Here is an 18,856-nt window from a genome sequence, read left to right on the forward strand (position 1 = left end):
GGTTGCAATGTCTCGAGTAGCAAATAGTCCGGTAGTTATCCCCGCAGGTGTAACCGTAGACCTGAAAGGTCAGAACATCGCTGTTAAAGGCGGTAGCGGTAACCTTGATATGGTTATTCACGGTGACGTAGAAGTGAGTGAGGCTGAAAGCCAGCTGACTTTTGCCGCGCGCAATAACTCCAAGCAGGCCAGAGCTCTGGCGGGTACTACCCGTGCTTTGGTCAATAACATGGTGATAGGCGTAAGCAAGGGCTTCGAGAAGAAGCTGCAGTTGCTGGGTGTTGGTTATCGTGCGAAAGCAGCCGGTAAAGCGGTTAACCTGACCCTGGGCTTCTCCCATCCGATCGATTATCAGTTGCCGGAAGGTGTGACTGCGGAAACTCCATCCCAGACTGAAATCGTACTGAAGAGCAGCAATAAACAGCTGCTGGGCCAAGTGGCCGCTGAGATCCGTGCGTTCCGTCCGCCGGAGCCCTACAAAGGTAAGGGTGTCCGTTATGCCGACGAGCGCGTGTATCGCAAAGAGGCCAAGAAGAAGTAAGTAGGGCATAGATATGAACGTTAAGAAAGCATCTCGCTTGCGTCGTGCACGTCGTGCCCGCGCCAAGATCCGTGAGCTGGGCGCCGTTCGCCTCACCGTGAACCGCACCCCGCGCCACATTTACGCACAGATCCTGTCTGCCGAAGGCAATGCGGTATTGGCTTCCGCCTCTACCCTGGACAAGGACCTGCGCTCAGGTAAAACCGGCAACGCTGACGCCGCTGCCGCAGTTGGCAAATTGATCGCTGAGCGCGCAAAAGCCGCTGGCGTTGAACAAGTTGCCTTCGATCGTAGCGGCTTCCGATACCATGGCCGTGTTAAGGCCCTGGCTGACGCTGCCCGCGAAGCCGGTCTGAAATTCTAAGGGTTGAGTTATGGCTAGAGAGAAAGACAAAAGCAACGACGAAGGCCTGCAGGAGAAGCTGGTCCAGGTCAATCGCGTTGCCAAGACTGTTAAAGGTGGTCGTATCTTCGCCTTTACCGCACTGACCGTAGTTGGTGATGGCAATGGCCGTGTCGGCTTTGGTCGCGGCAAGGCGCGTGAAGTGCCTGTAGCGATTCAAAAGGCGATGGAAGCTGCACGCCGCAACATGATCCAGGTAGATCTGAATGGTGACACCATCCAGTACGCTACCAATGGTCGCCATGGCGGTTCCAAGATTTACATGCAGCCCGCCTCCCAGGGTACCGGTGTAATTGCCGGCGGTGCTATGCGCTCCGTTCTGGAAATGGCTGGTGTACACAACGTATTGGCTAAGTGTTACGGCTCCACCAACCCGGTGAACGTAGTACGTGCAACTTTCAAAGCTCTGGAGCAAATGCAGAGCCCGGAAGATGTGGCTGCCAAGCGCGGTAAATCTGTCGAAGAGATTCTGGGCTAATCACAGCTCGGATTTAAGGTTATTGGTGGGTTAAGACCATGGCTAAAAAGACCATTAAAGTGACCCAGACCAAAAGCATCAACGGACGCCTGAAAAGCCATCAGGCGTGCGTTGCGGGTCTGGGCCTGCGCCGCATCGGCCACACAGTGGAAGTGGAAGATACTCCTTCCGTGCGCGGCATGATCAATAAAGTTAACTACCTGGTTAAGGTTGAAGGGGAATAACATGCGTTTGAACGACTTGTCTCCTGCACCGGGCCACAAGCACAGCGCCAAGCGCGTTGGTCGCGGTATTGGTAGCGGATTGGGTAAGACCGGTGGCCGCGGCCACAAAGGTCAGAAAGCGCGTTCCGGCGGCAGCGTTCGTCCGGGCTTCGAAGGCGGTCAGATGCCTTTGCAGAAGCGTCTTCCTAAGTACGGTTTCACTGCTCGTGTTTCTCGCTTTACCGCAGAAGTACGTCTGGCTGAGCTGGCGAAGGTAGAAAATGACGTAATCGATTTGGCAGCGCTTAAGAATGCCGATATTATCGGCAGCCATATTAAACGCGCCAAAGTGTTCCTCTCAGGTGAGCTGACCAAAGCTGTTACCGTTAAGGGTCTGGGAGTTACCAAAGGTGCAAAGGCAGCGATTGAAGCTGCTGGCGGTAAAATAGAAGACTAATCGAGGCGCCAATGGCACGACCAGGATCCGGTGGAAATCCCCTGGGCAACAGCAAGGGATTGGGCGAGCTTTGGGCTCGCCTTCGTTTTCTGTTTCTAGCGATTCTTGTTTATCGACTGGGGACACATATTCCGGTGCCCGGCATTGATCCGGAAAAGCTGTCAAACCTGTTTAACCAGAACCAGGGAACCATCCTTGGCCTGTTTAACATGTTCTCAGGCGGCGCCCTGGAAAGGATGAGTATTCTGGCGCTGGGCATCATGCCCTACATCTCCGCGTCCATCATCATGCAGTTGATGAGCGCGGTGACTCCCTCTCTGGAAGCGTTGAAGAAGGAAGGGGAGGCCGGTAGGCGTAAGATTAACCAGTACACCCGCTATCTGACGGTAATACTGGCCCTGATTCAGGGTATCGGTATGACTTTCGGTCTGGCTGGGCAGAACCTGGCTTACTCATCTGAGCCCGCGTTTGGTTTTTACTTTGTGGCGGTAACGTCACTGGTGACTGGTGCTGTATTTATGATGTGGCTCGGTGAGCAGATCACTGAGCGCGGTGTTGGCAACGGCATTTCCATGCTGATTTTTGCCGGAATCGTCGCCGGTCTGCCCGGTGCCATCGGCCAGGCATTTGAACAGGCGAGACAGGGTGAGCTGCACATTCTCATGCTGTTGATAATTGGTGTTATCGCTCTTGCCGTAGTGTTCTTTGTGGTTGTTATGGAGCGCGGCCAGCGTCGCATCACAATCAACCACGCCAGACGCCAAGCGGGACGTTACTCTGCAGCTCCGGCTGCACAGGCGAGCCACTTGCCGCTGAAGGTGAATATGGCTGGTGTAATCCCGGTGATCTTTGCCAGCAGCATCCTGTTGTTCCCGGCCACACTGGCTCAGTGGTTTGGCCAGGGCGGGGAGGGTCTCGGTGCAGAGATTCTGCAGTGGATGGCGTTGCAGCTTGGACCAGGGCAACCGCTGAACATTATTCTGTTCGCACTGTTGATTGGTTTCTTCTGTTTCTTCTACACGGCGTTGATGTTCAACCCGAATGAAGTTGCAGATAACCTGAAAAAGTCCGGTGCTTATGTGCCAGGTATTCGCCCTGGAGAGCAGACGGCCCGCTATATCGATAGCGTGCTGACTCGCCTCACCCTGGTGGGTGCTGTGTATATCGCACTGGTATCCCTGCTGCCGCAGTTCCTGGTAGTTGGGTTTAACGTTCCCTTCTATCTGGGGGGTACCTCACTGCTGATCGTTGTAGTAGTAGTGATGGACTTTATGGCACAGGTACAATCGCATCTGCTGTCACACCAGTACGAAGGCTTGATGAAAAAAGCGAACCTGCAAAGCTACGGTCGTCGCTAGCGCGTCACCTGCTCGCAGTTTGATTGAATTGAGGTAAGGTCATGAAAGTACGTGCTTCTGTAAAAAAGATCTGCCGTAACTGCAAAATCGTACGTCGCAAAGGCGTTCTGCGGGTAATCTGCAGCGCTGAGCCACGTCACAAGCAGCGTCAAGGCTAAGAAGGGGCCAGCCCCTTGCGGAGAGCGCCCACCGGGCGCCTCTGTAAAAGCTGGAAGAATTCGCTATCCGATACAGCCCCGTATCGGATAGCAGTACCCCGGAAAGTTTTTTTGGGGTGGGAAGTTAGCAAAAGCAAACTTCCAACTGGGGGCGTTGACTGTCGTCTTCATCCGCTTCGGGGGACCGATGCGGACGTTGGCTATTGCAAATTAGTGTCTGAAAAGCTATTCTTGCGCGCCTTTTTGGTGGCGCCGCCGGTTTTTTAGTCGCTGTCAGCGCCGAAATCAAAGTAGAGTCACATACTTAATATAAAGCAGTGACTCCAATACGTGGAGTACGCCTCTATGGCACGTATTGCTGGTGTCAATGTACCAGACCACAAGCACGCCGTAATCTCCCTGACCCACATTTATGGGGTTGGTCGCACTACGGCTAAGTCTATTTTGGCAGCGGTTGGTATCGCTGAATCCACCAAAATCCGCGAACTGTCTGAAGAGCAGATCGAAACCATCCGTGGTGAAGTTGCAAAACTGACCGTGGAAGGCGACCTGCGCCGTGAAGTATCCATGAACATCAAGCGTTTGATGGACCTGGGTTGTTATCGCGGTCTGCGTCACCGTCGCAGCTTGCCGCTGCGTGGTCAGCGCACCAAGACCAATGCTCGCACCCGTAAGGGTCCGCGCAAGCCGATTCGCAAGTAAGCCTTAATTAAGGCGCGAAATCGCGGTTCAAGATGCCCCGTCCGGTTTATCGCCGAGGGGATTTGATACAGGATTTAGGATACTGGTATGGCTAAGCCAAAAACTACTGTTCGCAAAAAGGTCAAAAAGACCGTTGTCGACGGTATTGCCCACATCCACGCATCGTTCAACAACACGATCGTGACGATCACTGATCGCCAGGGTAATACCCTCAGCTGGGCCACCGCAGGTGGATCCGGCTTCCGTGGCTCACGTAAGAGCACCCCGTTTGCAGCCCAGGTTGCCGCCGAGCGCGCAGGTACTGCAGCTCAGGAGTACGGCCTGAAAAACCTTGATGTAGAAGTAAAGGGCCCTGGCCCCGGTCGCGAATCTGCTGTTCGTGCACTGAACAACTGCGGCTACAAGATCACCAACATCACCGACGTGACGCCAATCCCGCATAACGGATGTCGTCCACCTAAAAAGCGTCGCGTGTAAGAGGGGGCTGACGAAATGGCACGTTATATTGGACCAAAATGTAAACTGTCCCGTCGTGAAGGGACTGACCTGCAGCTGAAGAGTGGTGTTCGTCCACACGACTCCAAGTGTCGCGCAGAATCCAAGCCTGGCCAGCACGGCGCTGGTCGCGGTCGTCTGTCCGACTACGGCATTCAGTTGCGTGAAAAGCAAAAAGTTCGTCGTATCTACGGCGTACTGGAAAAGCAGTTCCGTAACTACTATAAGGAAGCAGCACGTCTGAAGGGCGCTACAGGTGAAAACCTGCTGCAACTTCTCGAGCAGCGTCTGGACAACGTGGTTTACCGCATGGGCTTCGGCTCAACTCGCTCTGAAGCGCGTCAGCTGGTTTCCCACAAAGCGATTCTGGTAAACGGCACTACCGTTAACATCCCTTCTTTCCAGGTTAAAGAAGGCGACGTTATCGCTGTGCGTGAGAAAGCCAAGAAGCAGCTGCGTATCCAGAATTCCGTTTCCCTCGCTGCCCAGCGTGGCGATGTCGAGTGGGTAGACGTAAACGCGAGCAAACTGGAAGGCACTTTCAAGCGCACTCCGGATCGTGTCGATCTGCCGGCAGAGATCAACGAAAACCTTATCGTGGAACTGTACTCCAAGTAACAATTAGTCCACTTTAAGGAATGCAACTGTAAACAGGTATGGCTATGCAGACTGCTGTCAACGAGTTTTTGACACCGCGTCGTATTGACGTCACCGAGTACAATCCGAATCACGCCAAAGTGATTCTGGAGCCCCTGGAGCGTGGCTTTGGCCACACTCTTGGCAATGCGCTGCGTCGCATCCTGCTGTCCTCCATGCCGGGCTGCGCCGTCACCGAGGTGGAAATCGAAGGTGTCGAGCACGAGTACAGCGCGATCGAAGGTGTGCAGGAAGATGTAATTGAAATCCTGCTCAACCTGAAAGAAATCGCCGTTGTTATGCACGGTAAGGATCAGGCGGTATTGAGCCTGAGCAAAAAGGGCCCAGGTGCAGTGACTGCTGGAGATATTCAGGTAGATCACGACATCGAGATCGTTAACCCTGAGCACGTGATCGCCAATATTACTGGTGATGTCGAACTCAACCTGCGTCTCACTGTAGCGCGCGGCCGCGGCTATCAGCCCGCCGATGCTCGCCGTGAGGAGGAAGAGGAAAGCCGTGCAATTGGCCGTCTGCAGCTGGATGCTTCTTACAGCCCGGTTCGTCGCGTTTCCTACAGCGTGGAAAGCGCGCGCGTAGAGCAGCGCACTGACCTGGACAAGCTGGTTCTGGATCTGGAGACCAATGGTACTCTGGACCCGGAAGAGGCGATTCGTCGCGCCGCCACAATTCTGCAGCAACAGCTCGCAGTATTTGTGGACCTGGAAGGCGAAAAGGATGCACAACCGAAGGCTGAAGAGCCCGAAGTTGATCCGGTACTGCTGCGCCCGGTAGATGACCTGGAGCTGACTGTACGTTCGGCTAACTGTCTGAAAGCAGAAAACATTTACTACATCGGTGATCTGATTCAGCGCACTGAAGTAGAACTGCTTAAGACCCCGAACCTTGGTAAGAAGTCTCTGACTGAGATCAAGGACGTACTGGCTTCCCGTGGTTTGTCCCTGGGTATGCGCCTGGAAAACTGGCCGCCGGCCAGCCTGAAGGGCGACAGCAAGTTAAGCCCCCTGTAAGCATTTGGTAGTCGCGGCTTTGCTGCGACTAGTCGAAAGAACCCGAGCGGTGCTACAGCTTAGCGCGACACCGCTCCAGAACGACCTGCTGTGACAGCAACTTAGGTCGTAAGGAATTGAGTCATGCGTCATCGCTATAGTGGCCGTAAATTCAGCCGCACGAGCGCTCACCGCAAGGCCATGTTCAAGAACATGAGCGCCTCTCTGGTGGAGCACGAACTGATCAAAACCACACTGGCCAAAGCCAAAGAACTGCGCCGCGTTGCCGAGCCGCTGATCACTCTGGCTAAGAAAGACAGTGTTGCTAACCGCCGTCTGGCTTTCGCTCGTATCCGTGATAAGGATGCTGTGCGCAAGCTGTTCGACGAGCTGGGTCCTCGTTACGAAGCCCGTCCTGGTGGTTACATCCGTATCATGAAGTGCGGTTTCCGCGCTGGTGATAAGGCGCCGATGGCATACGTTGAGCTGGTAGACCGTCCTCAAGTAGAAGACGAAGCTGCTGAAGCTTAAATGTTATTAGCCATAGCGCTACGGAAGGCCGGTCTTTGACCGGCCTTTTTTTTGCGGTAAGGAGATTTTTGTATGTCTTTTGAGCAGCTGTTAAAGAGTTTGAACCCGGAGATTGTGGGCAGTCTAAAACGGGCAATTGAGCTTGGAAAATGGCCCAATGGTGTTGCGCTAACCCCTGAGCAACGCAGCCTCTGCGCAGAAGCGGTTTCCAATTGGGAATCTGCAAATCTGCCACGGGAGCAGCAGGTGGGCTATGTGGCGCCGAAGACCAAAAGCGAACCTTGCGTAGGCAAGAAAGACGATGAGCAGGCTGTGAACTGGGTTGGTTAGTTAACAAGCCTGTAAGATATTGGCACTCTATTCATTGGTGAGGGCGTTATTTTCTTTCATGCTCTCCCAATTCTCTGCTTAGATAGTTACCGACGAATAAATACATAACTTCTAGTTTGCTCGGTAACTGATTATGAAAAAACTGATTTTGCTTGCCGGAGCAGTAACGCTCGCCGTTGTAGGGATTGATCATTACGATATTGATGTGCGCTCAAGTGTGGCGAAAGTGCGCCATATGATAGAGCCGCTGAAAGATGATAGTGAGTTAGTTCAAAAAATTTCTGACAATATTCCCTGGTCTCAGTTGGAAAATACCGAAGTTGAGGAGCTGCTAAATCATCCTCGTGTTAAAGCCTATCTTGACCGGGAAAATATTAAGCAGGCCCTTAAGGATTATTTTGCAGACCTGGGAAACCTCTCCGGTGAGGAAGCATGGGATGCAATTGAAAAGATAGAAAGGGAAGCTCGTATTACAGGCTATGAAGCGCTTTCTATGAAATTGGCATGGCTGGAAAAAAACAGCCTCAATCAGGCGGAGTTCACTCAGCGGGCTGAAGAGCTATTCAATGCTTATCGGGATAAAGCGCAGACAGTGATCAGGGATTACGATCCCCATGTTGAGGTGCCGGGTTTTTCTACCTATAAGGATTTGGAGCGCTCTATCGTTGAGGAAGTTCAGCAGATGACTTCTTTTCCTGATGGTATGAGCAGGCATGAATACTTGCGCAAGCGCCTTCAGGATGCCCGCGAGGCTGTATACGGTAGTTAGTTTTGCTGTTTGCCCAAGCGCTGCCAGAGACTTACCGGCAGCGCTAAAGGTCACTTCTTTTACATAAATAGGCCGATCAGATCATAGAACCAGTTACTGTTGTTCTCATAATCTGAAACTTCATCGGTTTCGTAGGCCCGAATCATTCCCCCACCATTGTGATTGACAATGTTGTCGAGGAAATCCTTCAGTTCAAGCCCATGCTCGGCAATCTCACCATAATTTAAATCAATAATGGTTGTGCAATGGCTTTCATTGAGATTGCGGAACATTGGGAAGTAATACCCCCAATTACTGGTTTGATCCAACAATGGAATCAAATTTTCATGGGTATCCTTCTGCCAGCGCTGCCGCAATTTACTCAAGCGAGAGTCTGCATCGGGATCATTATAAATATCCTCATAGAATCTCTCGTAGGAATAAGATGAAAAATTTCCGTCAGCGAGGAAGTGCGTAATACCCAATCTATCTGAGGGGAATTTATTGGAAAGCGCAGCATAAAGTGAGGCTAGCTGATTGGCTTCAAATCCCGGTGTTATGGCTTTTAACATAGTGATGGGATTTTCCGAGCTTTCATCGCTATCGGCGGTATAGGTAGTCCAAGAGCGCAGCACTTCTTTATGTAGCGGTAAAGAGGGATATTGGGTGCTGTCACTCCCGTCTAAAGGTGCCTGATAGAGAGGGCCTGAATCATCGAGGAGATAGCCATAATCGACATTCATATCCTCGCGCAACTTTGAATAATTAAACAGAGCACCAATACTGCCTGCACTACAACCCGCAGCGAGCATCTGCTTCGGTTTTTGCAAATTATTTTTCACCCAGGAAGTAACTGCCTGAACGTTGCGTAATCCATTGTGGTGCCAGATAAGGTCGGGGTTCTCGCCAGTAGTGTCCTCGTATATTTCAGTTTTATCGCCTACGTAGATATCCCCTGTGCAATACGGTACATAAACCATATTCCACTCGCCAGTTTTGTACTGGTCGTAGGGATGATGCGTATAGATCAAGGGAGATACGCCGGCGGTAGTGAGGTTCTCAAAATTCGTAAAATCTAATAAGTGCACATTGCTTAGGTAATCATCGGGAATGCCATTAGGGTTGCGAGCCCCACGAATACCAGCCTGCCCTGAGCAGCTTTCATAATCCCAGCATGCCCCACCACCCTCGAAATAAAAAATGGTGTTACTAGTGTCTGGAACCCGGTGAACAAAGAACTTATAGGGTGAGCCATTTCCGCACATAGCGCCGGTACTGGCAGGTACGTCAATTTTTTGCCAGGTATTGTAGTCTCCCGGATCAAAATCATCATTAAATCCCGGATCATCCATAGTTAGCGGATACATCCCCTGGGCTTGCTGTGAGGTTACTGGCGCATCTGCATTCGGAGGGTCAAATAAATGTTTAAGAGTGGTCCAAAAACTGTAGTCACCTGGTTCGGCATTGGCATGCGTAGTGATAAGTAGTGAGCTTGCTAAGAGTATCGAAATAAAACCACGGAGAATTTTTATCATTATTAATCCCCTTTAGGTATTGTGTGTTATCTCTTCGGATTGCGGCTGGCTGGACCTGAATTTATTATTTGGAGTTTTATGTGCTCCCTCTTAATGGTCAACTTGCACGCTAGTCCAAATCGCTGTTTGGGTAAAACCCAATGAGGTTAGTTAATAATGATGTTTTGGTCTAGGTGGATAGGTCAAGAAAACTTATCGGTCACTTATTTTGCATTAAGTATTTTTTATTTTATCCAAAAATATTTTACTTTATAAGTTGTTGAAAATTTTTCGCTTATTTTGGCGCAATTTTAGTTTTTCGTTCTAGGTGACGTAATATGTTTGTGCTGATAGGAGAGTCTAAATAGAGAGGATTTCCCCCTGTTGACGCCCCAGACTTTCCTGTAAATTGATTAATAAATCTTGCTTCTTTTTGAGAACCTTCTGTGCTTCTTCAGTGCTTATTTCTTGAAAGGAGACTCTATCGTTGGGAGATAGCTGGCCCAGACGGTGGAGTTCTGATTTTATAATATGGCCAATGCGCGGGTAGCCCCCAATTGTTTGTCCTTCAATAAATGAGATGATGGGATTTCCATCGGGAGGTATTTGGATGCTGCCAGGGTAGAGTCCGGAAGATAACAATTGTATTTTGACAGGTTCTATTTTTCTTAATTCTGTGGAGCTTTTAGGGGATAGGCGTATACCCATGCGATTGCTTTGGGCAGACACCTGGTAAATTGACTGGTGGAAATGCTCAATAAACTCCCTTGGGAATGAATCGCGCTCTGGCCCAGCGACGATTCGCAGGTGTGAGTTATGTGAGTAGTTGATGTGAAACTTTTTATCGAGTACAGCTTCTTTTGCAATGCGGATTTCTTTTAGCTGAATCACTTCACCAGAAGTTATTGGCTTGCCATTATTTGCGCCAAACTTACTGATGATATGAGTTGCTGAGCTGCCTAATATAATGGGTGTGTCTATTTGTGCGGAAACTGCAAGATAGATTCTTGCGCCAGAAGCCGCCTGGGAAATATCCAAAATATCACCAGATTTGATCTTATAGGTCCTGAAATTATCAATCGGATCGTTATTTAGTGAGCCACTGAATTGCCCTCCGGCTATAGCGATACTGAGATCACAGAGGAATTCGATTTTAGGGCCGAGTAAGGAGATTTCAAAAGTTGGATTTCCTAGAGGGTTTTCCAGTAGCAAGTTAGCAATTTTCATTGATAAGGAGTCGGCTGCTCCTCCCCAGGGGATTCCAAAGTTCATCAGGCCCGAACGACCGAGGTCCTGAATACTTGTCTGTAGTCCTGCACGAAGAAAGCGAATACCCATTGGTTCTCCTCTTTAGGGTGGATTATTTTTATCGCGCTGGGATAGTTTGTAGAATTCCTGAGAGTCTATAGCGTAAAACTCGATTTCATCCAAAGGTGCAGCGATAAAGGGGGAGGGTTTGGATGGTTGAAAGAGGTTAAGCGGTGTCTGACCGATAATTTGCCAGCCACCTGGTGTGGATTGAGGGTAGATACCCGTTTGCTTTCCGCCAATACCGACTGCACCTGCGGGTATTTTGGTTCGGGGAGTTTCTTTTCTTGGACAATAGAGTTTTGGATCAAGCCCTCCAAGGTACAAAAAGCCTGGGGTAAATCCCAGCATATGGACCAAATAACGCCGTGCAGTGTGCCGCTCAATAATTTCCTGTATGGATAATTCGGCGTGCTCTGCTAAAGCTTTCAGGTCGGGAGAGAATCCCTCTTCATAGCATACGGGAATGCGTACTATCCGAGATTTTTTCGGGGTGGATACAGGGCCGCTAAGGAATTCTTCGGTAGCTTTCGTTAGCAGTTTATAAAGAGTTGTATGATTACAAACAGAGGGGTTGAAAATAACTGTCAGGCATTGATATGCAGGAACTATATCAATAATACCAGGATAGGCTTGCTCTAAAATAGTTACTCTTAAGCCTATGATCGTCCGGCTTAGTGCCTCGCAAGGTTCGCCGGAGAATCGAATATCTACGGCGCAATCTCCGTTAGCAATAATAGCCAGTGGCATTTGAGGGCCAGAGTGTGTCACCGAGCTATGCTCACGCCGTTTGCTTTGAGGTGTTGCTTGAGCTGCTTTGCAATAACTGGAGCCTGGGGGTTATCACTGTGAAGGCAGATAGTATCTACGAAAAATTGTAGTTTGCCACCATGATAATCTTTAAATTGCAAACCCTTTGCCAGGCAGACTGCCTGCTCAAGGCACTTTTCTGTCTCAGTAATAATTGCATTTGTCAGCGAGCGAGGAGCTAGCTGGCTTTTGTTTAGATATTGCCTGTCCATAAAGCCTTCGCGAATGATTGATTTACTTTTTTCGGAGGCAGCGAATTGCATAGCACCGTTGGCTAATCCCACAATTTTTAGGGAAGGATAAACTTCATTAAATAGCCTAATAATACTCTTGGCTAACTCGATATTTGATTCTGCATCGTTATAGAGAGCGCCATGTAGCTTAATATGATCCAGCTTTGCTCCAAGCTCTTGTGCAATATTTTCCAGTTGGCCTATTTGTTCGCAAAGAGAGTCAAGTAATTTTTTCTTAGATATAGCTAAAGATTTTCGGCCAAAATTTTTCCGGTCGGGATAGCTGGGGTGAGCGCCAATTTTTAAGCTGTTTTGGAGAGCGTTTTCGATCGATCTGCTCATGATCTCGGGAGTGCCAGCGTGACCGCCGCAAGCTATATTGCAGCGGGAAATAAATGGCATGATTTGGGCGTCCCTGTCACAGCTGTGCAAATCAGTACCTTCACCCAGGTCGCAGTTTATATCAATATTCACTGTGGCATCCTGCTTGTATTAAATTTGAAATGGCTTAAGCGTTTAGAATCTGCCTGGTAAGGTGGTTAATTGTCTGGGCACTGGTTTACTTCCATAGAGATTTTCTTTGAATTTGATTCATAGCAATTTCCCAGCGGAGAACAGAAGCAGGCAGAAATTGAAAGGTTCCATCTCTCTTTATCAACTTTTTCCCATAGTTCAGAAGTTGCAGTGCCACGACTTAAAGAATAGAAAGGATACTCCGACTGTGCGGGAATGATAACTCCATTTATTTCTGATGAACTTTGAAATCCCTCATCAAGGGGAGGGTGATGATTTTTAAGGTTTTTATTATATTTACCCATCATCATTTTATGCTCCTCCTGGCAGCAGGCTTGTAAAAAAGCATGGGTACTTGAGTATTCTGTATTTTTATATTTGAAGCTAACGGACTTTAGGATGGCGGGTCCGGACCCGGCATTGTGGAAGTTAAAGGTGATCAAGTTTCGATTACTCTCTTCGTCATAGTTCTCATGGCTGAACTGAATAACCGGCATTGTCATTATTTTGACTTGTTGATTGGCAGCTCTGGCTTGTAAATAGGTGGCATAAAAGGACGCCAGAGAAATCATAATTGCACTTACCGCGATCACTAAATTTAAGCGGTCGCGATTGAATAACTTCATATCTTGTTGCACCTATCTACTAGTTATTTTCAAGTGAGCTGATAAAAAAGGATGCCGATTGATAGTTCGGTATCCTTTCTTATTTAATCAGTTCAGCATTGTTTTTAGAAAACGCCCGGTATGGGAAACGTCCATTTCTGCGACATCCTCAGGTGTCCCTGTGGCAATAATTTGTCCACCGCCAGATCCACCCTCCGGGCCCAGGTCTACTATCCAGTCCGCAGTTTTGATCACATCCAGATTGTGTTCGATCACTACGATGGTATTGCCGTGATCGCGCAGGCGATGTAGAACATCCAGTAGTAATTGGATATCGGCAAAGTGCAGGCCGGTAGTCGGTTCGTCGAGGATGTACAGGGTTTGCCCAGTGTCCCGTTTGGATAGTTCGCGGGAGAGTTTTACCCGTTGGGCTTCACCTCCTGAGAGAGTGGTGGCAGCCTGACCAAGCTTGATATAGGAGAGCCCTACATCTATCAGGGTTTGCAATTTCTTCGCGATTGCAGGCACTGGGTCAAAGAATTCCCGTGCATCTTCCACGGTCATTTCCAATACTTCGTGGATATTCTTGCCCTTGTAGTGCACCTCCAGGGTCTCGCGGTTGTAGCGTTTACCGTGGCAGGTATCGCAGGGTACATAGACATCCGGCAAGAAGTGCATTTCCACCTTAATCACCCCATCGCCCTGGCAGGCTTCACAGCGCCCACCCTTGACGTTAAAGCTGAAGCGTCCAGGTTTATAGCCCCGTGAACGGGCCTCTTGGGTGCCGGCAAACAAGTCGCGAATTGGGGTAAAAATACCGGTATAAGTTGCTGGGTTTGAGCGAGGAGTGCGCCCGATAGGACTCTGATCAATATCCACGCATTTGTCGAAGTGCTCCAGGCCGTGCACCTCCTTATAAGGGGAGGCTTTAAGGGTTGTTGCTTTGTTAAGTGCAGTAGCTGCAAGTGGATAGAGGGTTGTATTAATCAGGGTGGATTTACCAGAGCCCGATACACCGGTAACACAGGTAAGTAATCCTACCGGGATCTCAAGGTCGACGTCCTGTAAATTATTTCCACTGGCGCCTTCGAGGCGCAGCAAATAGTCCGAGTCGGGTACGTAGCGCTCTTCCGGTACGGCAATTTTCTTTTTGCCGGAGAGGTATTGACCGGTGAGGGATTTTTTACACTTGGCAATTTTATCGGCGGTACCCGCTGCCACGACTTCTCCACCATGGACACCGGCACCGGGGCCAATATCGACAATAAAGTCGGCACTGCGAATGGCATCCTCATCGTGCTCTACCACGATAACGGTGTTGCCGATATCGCGCAGGTGAGTGAGGGTGTTGAGCAGACGCTCGTTGTCTCGCTGATGTAGGCCGATAGATGGCTCGTCGAGAATATACATTACGCCCACGAGGCCGGCGCCGATCTGGCTGGCGAGACGGATGCGCTGCGCTTCACCGCCGGAGAGGGTTTCTGCACTGCGGTTCAGGGTCAGGTAATTCAGGCCAACATCGACGAGGAAGCGGAATCGATCGCGCAGCTCTTTGAGAATCTTATCGGCAATCTCTTTCTGGGCGCCTTTAAACGTCAGCTCGTGGTCGAAGTACTCGAACGCATCGCCTACAGGCAGCTCAGTGATTTGTGCCAGGGTGCGGTTATCCACAAAGACATGACGGGCCTCGCGGCGCAGGCGGGTACCGTGACACTCTGGGCATTTTTGTGTGCTCAGATACTTGGCTAATTCCTCCCGAACCGATTGGGATTCGGTATCCCGGTAGCGGCGCTGGAAGTTGGGGATAATGCCCTCGAAGGTGTGCTGGCGCACGGTGACATCGCCGCGATCATTGACGTAGCTGAAGTCGATTTCTTCGTCGCCACTGCCCTGCAGGATAACCTTGCGGTGGGCTTTGCGTAATTTTTTCCAGGGCTTATCCAGATCGAAACCGTAGTGCTCGGCGAGGGAGTCGAGCATGTGGTAATAGTAAATATTGCGTCTGTCCCAACCGCGAATGGCGCCCTCGGAAATACTGCTTTCCGAATCGATAATTACCTTGTCTTCATCAAAGAACTGTTTGACGCCCAGGCCGTCACAGCTGGGGCAGGCACCGGCGGGGTTGTTGAAGGAGAACAGGCGCGGTTCCAGCTCATCCAGTGAGTAGTCACAGACGGGGCAGGCGTGGCGGGCAGAGAAGAGACGATCTTCCTGGTCTCCATCCATAAAACTGATGGAGGCGATACCGTCGGTGAGATTCAGAGCGGTTTCGAAGGATTCCGCCAAACGCAGTTGCAGATCCTCACGAACCTTAAAGCGGTCTACCACCACCTCAATGGTGTGCTTGCGGCGCTTATCCAGTTTGGGGGTGTCGTCCAGGTCACAGATAACCCCGTCGATCCGTGCCCGCACAAACCCGTCCCGGCGCAGTTGTTCAAACACGTGCTGGTGCTCACCCTTTCGATCGCGAACTACCGGCGCCAGCAACATAATCTTGCTGCCTTCCGGTAAAGCCAGCACCTGATCCACCATCTGGCTGATCGTCTGGGCTTGCAGAGGTTCGTCGTGCTCGGGGCAGCGGGGTTCTCCAACCCGGGCGAACAGCAGTCGCAGGTAGTCATAGATTTCTGTGATGGTGCCCACGGTGGAGCGGGGGTTGTGAGAGGTGGACTTCTGCTCGATAGAAATGGCCGGTGACAATCCCTCGACGGTATCCACATCCGGCTTTTCCATCATCGACAGGAATTGACGGGCGTAAGTGGAGAGTGATTCCACGTAGCGGCGCTGTCCCTCTGCGTAAAGGGTGTCAAAGGCCAGGGAAGATTTGCCGGAACCGGACAGGCCGGTGATAACGATCAGTTTATCGCGGGGAATGTCCAGATCGATATTCTTCAGGTTGTGGGTGCGAGCACCCCTTACATAAATCGTGTCCACGCTCTACCTATATGCTGCTAATACTGGGCCGGGCCTCGGACTTGCTCCGCGCGGGGCGATCACAACTGCGGTGCCGGAAAAACAGTCAAGTATAAACTCGCCACCTGATGTGCGAAAATTGTCTTTCGCAATACCCGACATTCAGGCAGATAGCATTCGATGATTCCTGTGATTCTCTGTGGTGGCACTGGCTCGCGCCTGTGGCCACTCTCGCGTGAGGCCTACCCTAAACAGTTCCTACCCCTTATTGGTGGTGAGACGATGTTACAGGCAACTTTAAGGCGCCTGGAGGGCATTGAGCCACTACAGGCGCCGATACTGGTATGCAATGAAGAGCATCGCTTTGCCGCCGCCGAGCAATTGCAGGAAATCGGCCACGGTGCTCAGTCCATTTTACTGGAGCCCTGCGCGCGCAATACTGCACCGGCTATCGCCCTGGCTGCCCTGGCAGCACTGGAGTCCGGCACTGATCCTTTACTGCTGGTATTACCGGCAGACCACGCCGTTTCCGACGAGGTAAACTTTCAGGAATCTGTAGAGTCGGCTCGAGCCCTGGCAGAGCAGGGACATCTGGTCACTTTTGGCATTGTGCCGACCCGGGCGGAGACCGGCTACGGCTACATTCGGCGCGGGGATAAATTGGCGGAAACTGCCTGGAAAGTGGCGGAGTTCGTCGAAAAGCCGGACACTGAAACCGCTGAGTCTTACCTGGCATCCGGGGAATACTCGTGGAACAGTGGCATGTTCCTGTTCCGCGCCTCCCGCTATCTGGAGGAGTTGGAGCGGTACCGTTCCGATATTCTCGCAGCCTGCCGCAGTGCCTATCAGAGTGCCGCGAGGGATCTGGATTTTACCCGGGTGGATAGAGAGGCTTTTGCAGCCTGCGCAGATGAGTCTGTGGATTACGCAGTAATGGAGCCGACTGAATCCGCTGCAGTTGTACCTATGGATGCGGGTTGGAGCGATGTAGGCTCCTGGCAGGGGCTGTGGGAGTTGGCAAAACGCGATGCCAATGACAATTTGCTCCAGGGCGATGTGTTGCTCGAAGACTCCCAGCGCTGCCTGGTGCGTGGTGAGAGCCGGTTGGTCAGCCTTCTCGGTGTATCCGACCTGGTTGTTGTTGATACTGACGACGCGCTTCTGATCGCTGACCGGCAACGGGTCCAGGAAGTCAAAAAACTGGTCAGTAACCTTAAGAGCACTGGCCGCAGTGAGGCCCAAAGGCATCGCAAGGTATATAGGCCCTGGGGCTATTACGACTCGATTGATGCGGGTCCACGCTTTCAGGTGAAGCGTATCGTGGTGAAGCCGGGCCAGCAGTTATCCCTGCAAATGCATCACCACCGCGCTGAACACTGGGTTGTGGTGCAGGGGACCGCCAAGGTTACCCGAGGTGAAGAAGAGGTCCTGATCACCGAGAACCAATCGACTTATATTCCCCTGGGGGTGGTCCACCGCTTGGAGAACCCCGGTACGATTCCCTTGGAGCTGATTGAGGTGCAATCCGGCAGTTATCTCGGGGAGGACGACATTGTCCGCCTCGATGATGAGTACGGTCGTAACTAGTTGTGGATAAAAGTTGTGCTGTTTCCCCTACAGCCGGGAGGCGGCTCACTGTACAATGCGCGCCCTATTTGATGCTGTTCCGGGATTTGCATGAATTCCATTGAGCGCCGCGCCCTGGGTGGGCTGGCTTCCCTGTATGTCTTTCGTATGCTGGGCCTGTTTATGGTCCTGCCGGTTCTCACTGTGTACGGCGAGGGCTATCGCGATAGCACGCCCATGCTGCTGGGGCTGGCAATGGGTGCCTATGGCCTGAGTCAGGCGATACTCCAAATTCCTCTGGGGCTCCTGTCCGATCGCTGGGGGCGCAAGCCGGTTATTTATACCGGCCTTGCACTATTTGCCCTGGGCAGTGTTATCGCTGCGCTGACCGACTCGGTTTACGGCCTTATCGTGGGGCGGGTGCTACAGGGGTGTGGTGCGATTGCCGCTGCTGTGATGGCGTTGGTTGCAGATTTAACCCGCGATGAAAAGCGGGGTATTGCGATGGCGATTATTGGAGCGTCAATCGGTATCGCATTTATGTTGGCAGTGATCCTTGGGCCCGCTCTGGCGGGAGTCGGCGGTTTACCTGCGATTTTCTGGGTCACTGCTGGATTGGCTTTACTGGGCGGCCTCTTGGTGTGGCGGGTCGTGCCTGCTCCTGAGGCAGCGCGTCGCCCGGCAGTTTATGGCAGTGGTTTTCATACTGTAGTTAAAAGCGGCCTTGTATGGCGCTTGGTTTCCGGGGCCTTTTTTTCCCACTTGTTGCTCACGGCATTGTTCGTTGCCTTGCCGCTGGTGCTGGTCGATAGATTGGATTGGCCGGCGAGCGAACACTGGAAACTGTATGGGCCGCTAATGCTCGGCACCTTCCTGGTGATGTTGCCAATGATGAGGGCGGCAGAGAAAAGTGATCGGGTGCCTTTCGCGCTTAATTTTGCTTGTTTAGCTTTGATCGGTGGCAGTGCGGCCTTGTTGTCTGCAAGCACCTGGGTGCTGGTAGTCTTACTGGCAGTGTTCTTCACCGGTTTCAACCTGCTTGAAGCCCTGCTGCCGGCGCAGCTAACCAGGAAGGCTCCGGCGGAAGCGAGAGGTGCAGCTACGGGGCTCTATGCGACTTTACAGTTCTTTGGCACCTTTGTCGGCGGTAGCCTGGGTGGCCTGCTGTTCGGTCTGGGGGGCGCTTCCGCAGTTGCTGCTCTGGGTTTGGCTGTGCTGCTGCTATGGATGTTGCTGTGGTGGGGTTTGCGCGAGAGAGCGTGAAGGTAGCGCTTACTAACACTGAGCCGCTATTGTATCCTACTGGATAAAAATACAATATTTACCAATGGTGCAATGCAGCGC

At 51.3% G+C, this 18,856-nt stretch carries 22 protein-coding genes; 16 read left to right on the forward strand and 6 right to left on the reverse strand.

Going from position 1 to position 18,856, the window contains the following annotated elements:
• The first annotated feature begins 7 nt into the window (after window positions 1–7).
• The 14 genes from rplF (at window position 8) to BTJ40_RS02830 (ending at window position 8,071) form a co-directional block, all read left to right on the forward strand.
• A complete protein-coding gene (gene rplF / locus BTJ40_RS02765) occupies window positions 8–541 on the forward strand; it encodes a 50S ribosomal protein L6 (protein WP_108731663.1) in 534 nt (177 codons plus the stop codon).
• A 13-nt stretch (window positions 542–554) separates the two neighbouring features.
• A complete protein-coding gene (rplR, locus tag BTJ40_RS02770) occupies window positions 555–905 on the forward strand; it encodes a 50S ribosomal protein L18 (RefSeq protein WP_108731664.1) in 351 nt (116 codons plus the stop codon).
• A gap of 10 nt (window positions 906–915) precedes the next feature.
• The gene (gene rpsE, locus BTJ40_RS02775) at window positions 916–1,422 is read left to right on the forward strand and encodes a 30S ribosomal protein S5 (protein ID WP_108731665.1); all 507 of its coding nucleotides are present in this window, start codon (window positions 916–918) and stop codon (window positions 1,420–1,422) included.
• A gap of 38 nt (window positions 1,423–1,460) precedes the next feature.
• Entirely contained in the window at window positions 1,461–1,646 is a 186-nt protein-coding gene (rpmD, locus tag BTJ40_RS02780) for a 50S ribosomal protein L30 (RefSeq protein WP_020411402.1), read from the forward strand.
• Between the two features lies 1 nt (window position 1,647).
• Window positions 1,648–2,082 carry a 50S ribosomal protein L15 gene (gene rplO, locus BTJ40_RS02785; protein ID WP_108731666.1) on the forward strand — a complete coding sequence of 145 codons (435 nt, stop codon included), beginning with the start codon at window positions 1,648–1,650 and terminating at the stop codon, window positions 2,080–2,082.
• 11 nt (window positions 2,083–2,093) lie between these two features.
• Window positions 2,094–3,440 carry a preprotein translocase subunit SecY gene (gene secY / locus BTJ40_RS02790; RefSeq protein WP_108731667.1) on the forward strand — a complete coding sequence of 449 codons (1,347 nt, stop codon included), beginning with the start codon at window positions 2,094–2,096 and terminating at the stop codon, window positions 3,438–3,440.
• A 41-nt stretch (window positions 3,441–3,481) separates the two neighbouring features.
• A complete protein-coding gene (gene rpmJ, locus BTJ40_RS02795; protein ID WP_010133825.1) occupies window positions 3,482–3,598 on the forward strand; it encodes a 50S ribosomal protein L36 in 117 nt (38 codons plus the stop codon).
• 345 nt (window positions 3,599–3,943) lie between these two features.
• Window positions 3,944–4,300: a 30S ribosomal protein S13 gene (rpsM, locus tag BTJ40_RS02800; RefSeq protein ID WP_108731668.1), complete on the forward strand. Its 357-nt coding sequence runs from the start codon at window positions 3,944–3,946 to the stop codon at window positions 4,298–4,300.
• Window positions 4,301–4,387: 87 nt separating this feature from the next.
• Complete coding sequence (rpsK, locus tag BTJ40_RS02805) at window positions 4,388–4,777, forward strand: 30S ribosomal protein S11 (RefSeq protein WP_020411406.1); 390 nt, start codon at window positions 4,388–4,390, stop codon at window positions 4,775–4,777.
• Between the two features lie 15 nt (window positions 4,778–4,792).
• Entirely contained in the window at window positions 4,793–5,413 is a 621-nt protein-coding gene (gene rpsD / locus BTJ40_RS02810; RefSeq protein ID WP_108731669.1) for a 30S ribosomal protein S4, read from the forward strand.
• A gap of 44 nt (window positions 5,414–5,457) precedes the next feature.
• Window positions 5,458–6,462: a DNA-directed RNA polymerase subunit alpha gene (gene rpoA / locus BTJ40_RS02815; RefSeq protein ID WP_108731670.1), complete on the forward strand. Its 1,005-nt coding sequence runs from the start codon at window positions 5,458–5,460 to the stop codon at window positions 6,460–6,462.
• 123 nt (window positions 6,463–6,585) lie between these two features.
• The gene (rplQ, locus tag BTJ40_RS02820; protein ID WP_108731671.1) at window positions 6,586–6,972 is read left to right on the forward strand and encodes a 50S ribosomal protein L17; all 387 of its coding nucleotides are present in this window, start codon (window positions 6,586–6,588) and stop codon (window positions 6,970–6,972) included.
• A 72-nt stretch (window positions 6,973–7,044) separates the two neighbouring features.
• On the forward strand, window positions 7,045–7,302 hold the full coding sequence (locus BTJ40_RS02825) for a YeaC family protein (RefSeq protein ID WP_108731672.1): 258 nt from the start codon (window positions 7,045–7,047) through the stop codon (window positions 7,300–7,302).
• Between the two features lie 133 nt (window positions 7,303–7,435).
• Window positions 7,436–8,071 carry a hypothetical protein gene (locus tag BTJ40_RS02830; RefSeq protein ID WP_108731673.1) on the forward strand — a complete coding sequence of 212 codons (636 nt, stop codon included), beginning with the start codon at window positions 7,436–7,438 and terminating at the stop codon, window positions 8,069–8,071.
• Window positions 8,072–8,130: 59 nt separating this feature from the next.
• Here the strand turns inward: BTJ40_RS02830 and BTJ40_RS02835 are convergent, their stop codons facing one another.
• The 6 genes from BTJ40_RS02835 to uvrA form a co-directional block, all read right to left on the reverse strand.
• Window positions 8,131–9,585, reverse strand: coding sequence for a pectin acetylesterase-family hydrolase (locus BTJ40_RS02835; protein ID WP_108731674.1), 1,455 nt, complete (start codon window positions 9,583–9,585; stop codon window positions 8,131–8,133).
• Window positions 9,586–9,924: 339 nt separating this feature from the next.
• Window positions 9,925–10,902: a biotin-dependent carboxyltransferase family protein gene (locus BTJ40_RS02840; RefSeq protein ID WP_108731675.1), complete on the reverse strand. Its 978-nt coding sequence runs from the start codon at window positions 10,900–10,902 to the stop codon at window positions 9,925–9,927.
• 12 nt (window positions 10,903–10,914) lie between these two features.
• Window positions 10,915–11,643 carry a 5-oxoprolinase subunit PxpB gene (gene pxpB / locus BTJ40_RS02845; RefSeq protein WP_192879373.1) on the reverse strand — a complete coding sequence of 243 codons (729 nt, stop codon included), beginning with the start codon at window positions 11,641–11,643 and terminating at the stop codon, window positions 10,915–10,917.
• Window positions 11,640–12,389, reverse strand: coding sequence for a 5-oxoprolinase subunit PxpA (gene pxpA / locus BTJ40_RS02850; RefSeq protein WP_108731677.1), 750 nt, complete (start codon window positions 12,387–12,389; stop codon window positions 11,640–11,642). Before pxpA ends, pxpB begins: the two co-directional genes overlap by 4 nt.
• 65 nt (window positions 12,390–12,454) lie before the next feature.
• Window positions 12,455–13,054: a hypothetical protein gene (locus tag BTJ40_RS02855; RefSeq protein WP_108731678.1), complete on the reverse strand. Its 600-nt coding sequence runs from the start codon at window positions 13,052–13,054 to the stop codon at window positions 12,455–12,457.
• An 87-nt stretch (window positions 13,055–13,141) separates the two neighbouring features.
• On the reverse strand, window positions 13,142–15,967 hold the full coding sequence (gene uvrA / locus BTJ40_RS02860) for an excinuclease ABC subunit UvrA (protein ID WP_108731679.1): 2,826 nt from the start codon (window positions 15,965–15,967) through the stop codon (window positions 13,142–13,144).
• 159 nt (window positions 15,968–16,126) lie between these two features.
• Here uvrA and BTJ40_RS02865 point away from each other — a divergent pair, with 159 nt between their 5' ends.
• Both BTJ40_RS02865 and BTJ40_RS02870 read left to right on the forward strand, forming a co-directional pair.
• On the forward strand, window positions 16,127–17,533 hold the full coding sequence (locus tag BTJ40_RS02865; protein ID WP_108731680.1) for a mannose-1-phosphate guanylyltransferase/mannose-6-phosphate isomerase: 1,407 nt from the start codon (window positions 16,127–16,129) through the stop codon (window positions 17,531–17,533).
• Window positions 17,534–17,623: 90 nt separating this feature from the next.
• A complete protein-coding gene (locus tag BTJ40_RS02870) occupies window positions 17,624–18,775 on the forward strand; it encodes an MFS transporter (RefSeq protein WP_108731681.1) in 1,152 nt (383 codons plus the stop codon).
• Window positions 18,776–18,856 lie beyond the last annotated feature (81 nt).

It is taken from the genome of Microbulbifer sp. A4B17, from assembly GCF_003076275.1.
In the GTDB taxonomy this organism is placed as follows: domain Bacteria; phylum Pseudomonadota; class Gammaproteobacteria; order Pseudomonadales; family Cellvibrionaceae; genus Microbulbifer.

Bases quoted from the DNA above. Each gene is read 5' to 3' on its own strand.
- rplF (WP_108731663.1), top strand. From the start codon at position 8: ATGTCTCGAGTAGCAAATAGTCCGGTAGTTATCCCCGCAGGTGTAACC.
- rplR (WP_108731664.1), top strand. From the start codon at position 555: ATGAACGTTAAGAAAGCATCTCGCTTGCGTCGTGCACGTCGTGCCCGC.
- rpsE (WP_108731665.1), top strand. From the start codon at position 916: ATGGCTAGAGAGAAAGACAAAAGCAACGACGAAGGCCTGCAGGAGAAG.
- rpmD (WP_020411402.1), top strand. From the start codon at position 1,461: ATGGCTAAAAAGACCATTAAAGTGACCCAGACCAAAAGCATCAACGGA.
- rplO (WP_108731666.1), top strand. From the start codon at position 1,648: ATGCGTTTGAACGACTTGTCTCCTGCACCGGGCCACAAGCACAGCGCC.
- secY (WP_108731667.1), top strand. From the start codon at position 2,094: ATGGCACGACCAGGATCCGGTGGAAATCCCCTGGGCAACAGCAAGGGA.
- rpmJ (WP_010133825.1), top strand. From the start codon at position 3,482: ATGAAAGTACGTGCTTCTGTAAAAAAGATCTGCCGTAACTGCAAAATC.
- rpsM (WP_108731668.1), top strand. From the start codon at position 3,944: ATGGCACGTATTGCTGGTGTCAATGTACCAGACCACAAGCACGCCGTA.
- rpsK (WP_020411406.1), top strand. From the start codon at position 4,388: ATGGCTAAGCCAAAAACTACTGTTCGCAAAAAGGTCAAAAAGACCGTT.
- rpsD (WP_108731669.1), top strand. From the start codon at position 4,793: ATGGCACGTTATATTGGACCAAAATGTAAACTGTCCCGTCGTGAAGGG.
- rpoA (WP_108731670.1), top strand. From the start codon at position 5,458: ATGCAGACTGCTGTCAACGAGTTTTTGACACCGCGTCGTATTGACGTC.
- rplQ (WP_108731671.1), top strand. From the start codon at position 6,586: ATGCGTCATCGCTATAGTGGCCGTAAATTCAGCCGCACGAGCGCTCAC.
- BTJ40_RS02825 (WP_108731672.1), top strand. From the start codon at position 7,045: ATGTCTTTTGAGCAGCTGTTAAAGAGTTTGAACCCGGAGATTGTGGGC.
- BTJ40_RS02830 (WP_108731673.1), top strand. From the start codon at position 7,436: ATGAAAAAACTGATTTTGCTTGCCGGAGCAGTAACGCTCGCCGTTGTA.
- BTJ40_RS02835 (WP_108731674.1), bottom strand. From the start codon at position 9,585: ATGATAAAAATTCTCCGTGGTTTTATTTCGATACTCTTAGCAAGCTCA.
- BTJ40_RS02840 (WP_108731675.1), bottom strand. From the start codon at position 10,902: ATGGGTATTCGCTTTCTTCGTGCAGGACTACAGACAAGTATTCAGGAC.
- BTJ40_RS02855 (WP_108731678.1), bottom strand. From the start codon at position 13,054: ATGAAGTTATTCAATCGCGACCGCTTAAATTTAGTGATCGCGGTAAGT.
- BTJ40_RS02865 (WP_108731680.1), top strand. From the start codon at position 16,127: ATGATTCCTGTGATTCTCTGTGGTGGCACTGGCTCGCGCCTGTGGCCA.
- BTJ40_RS02870 (WP_108731681.1), top strand. From the start codon at position 17,624: ATGAATTCCATTGAGCGCCGCGCCCTGGGTGGGCTGGCTTCCCTGTAT.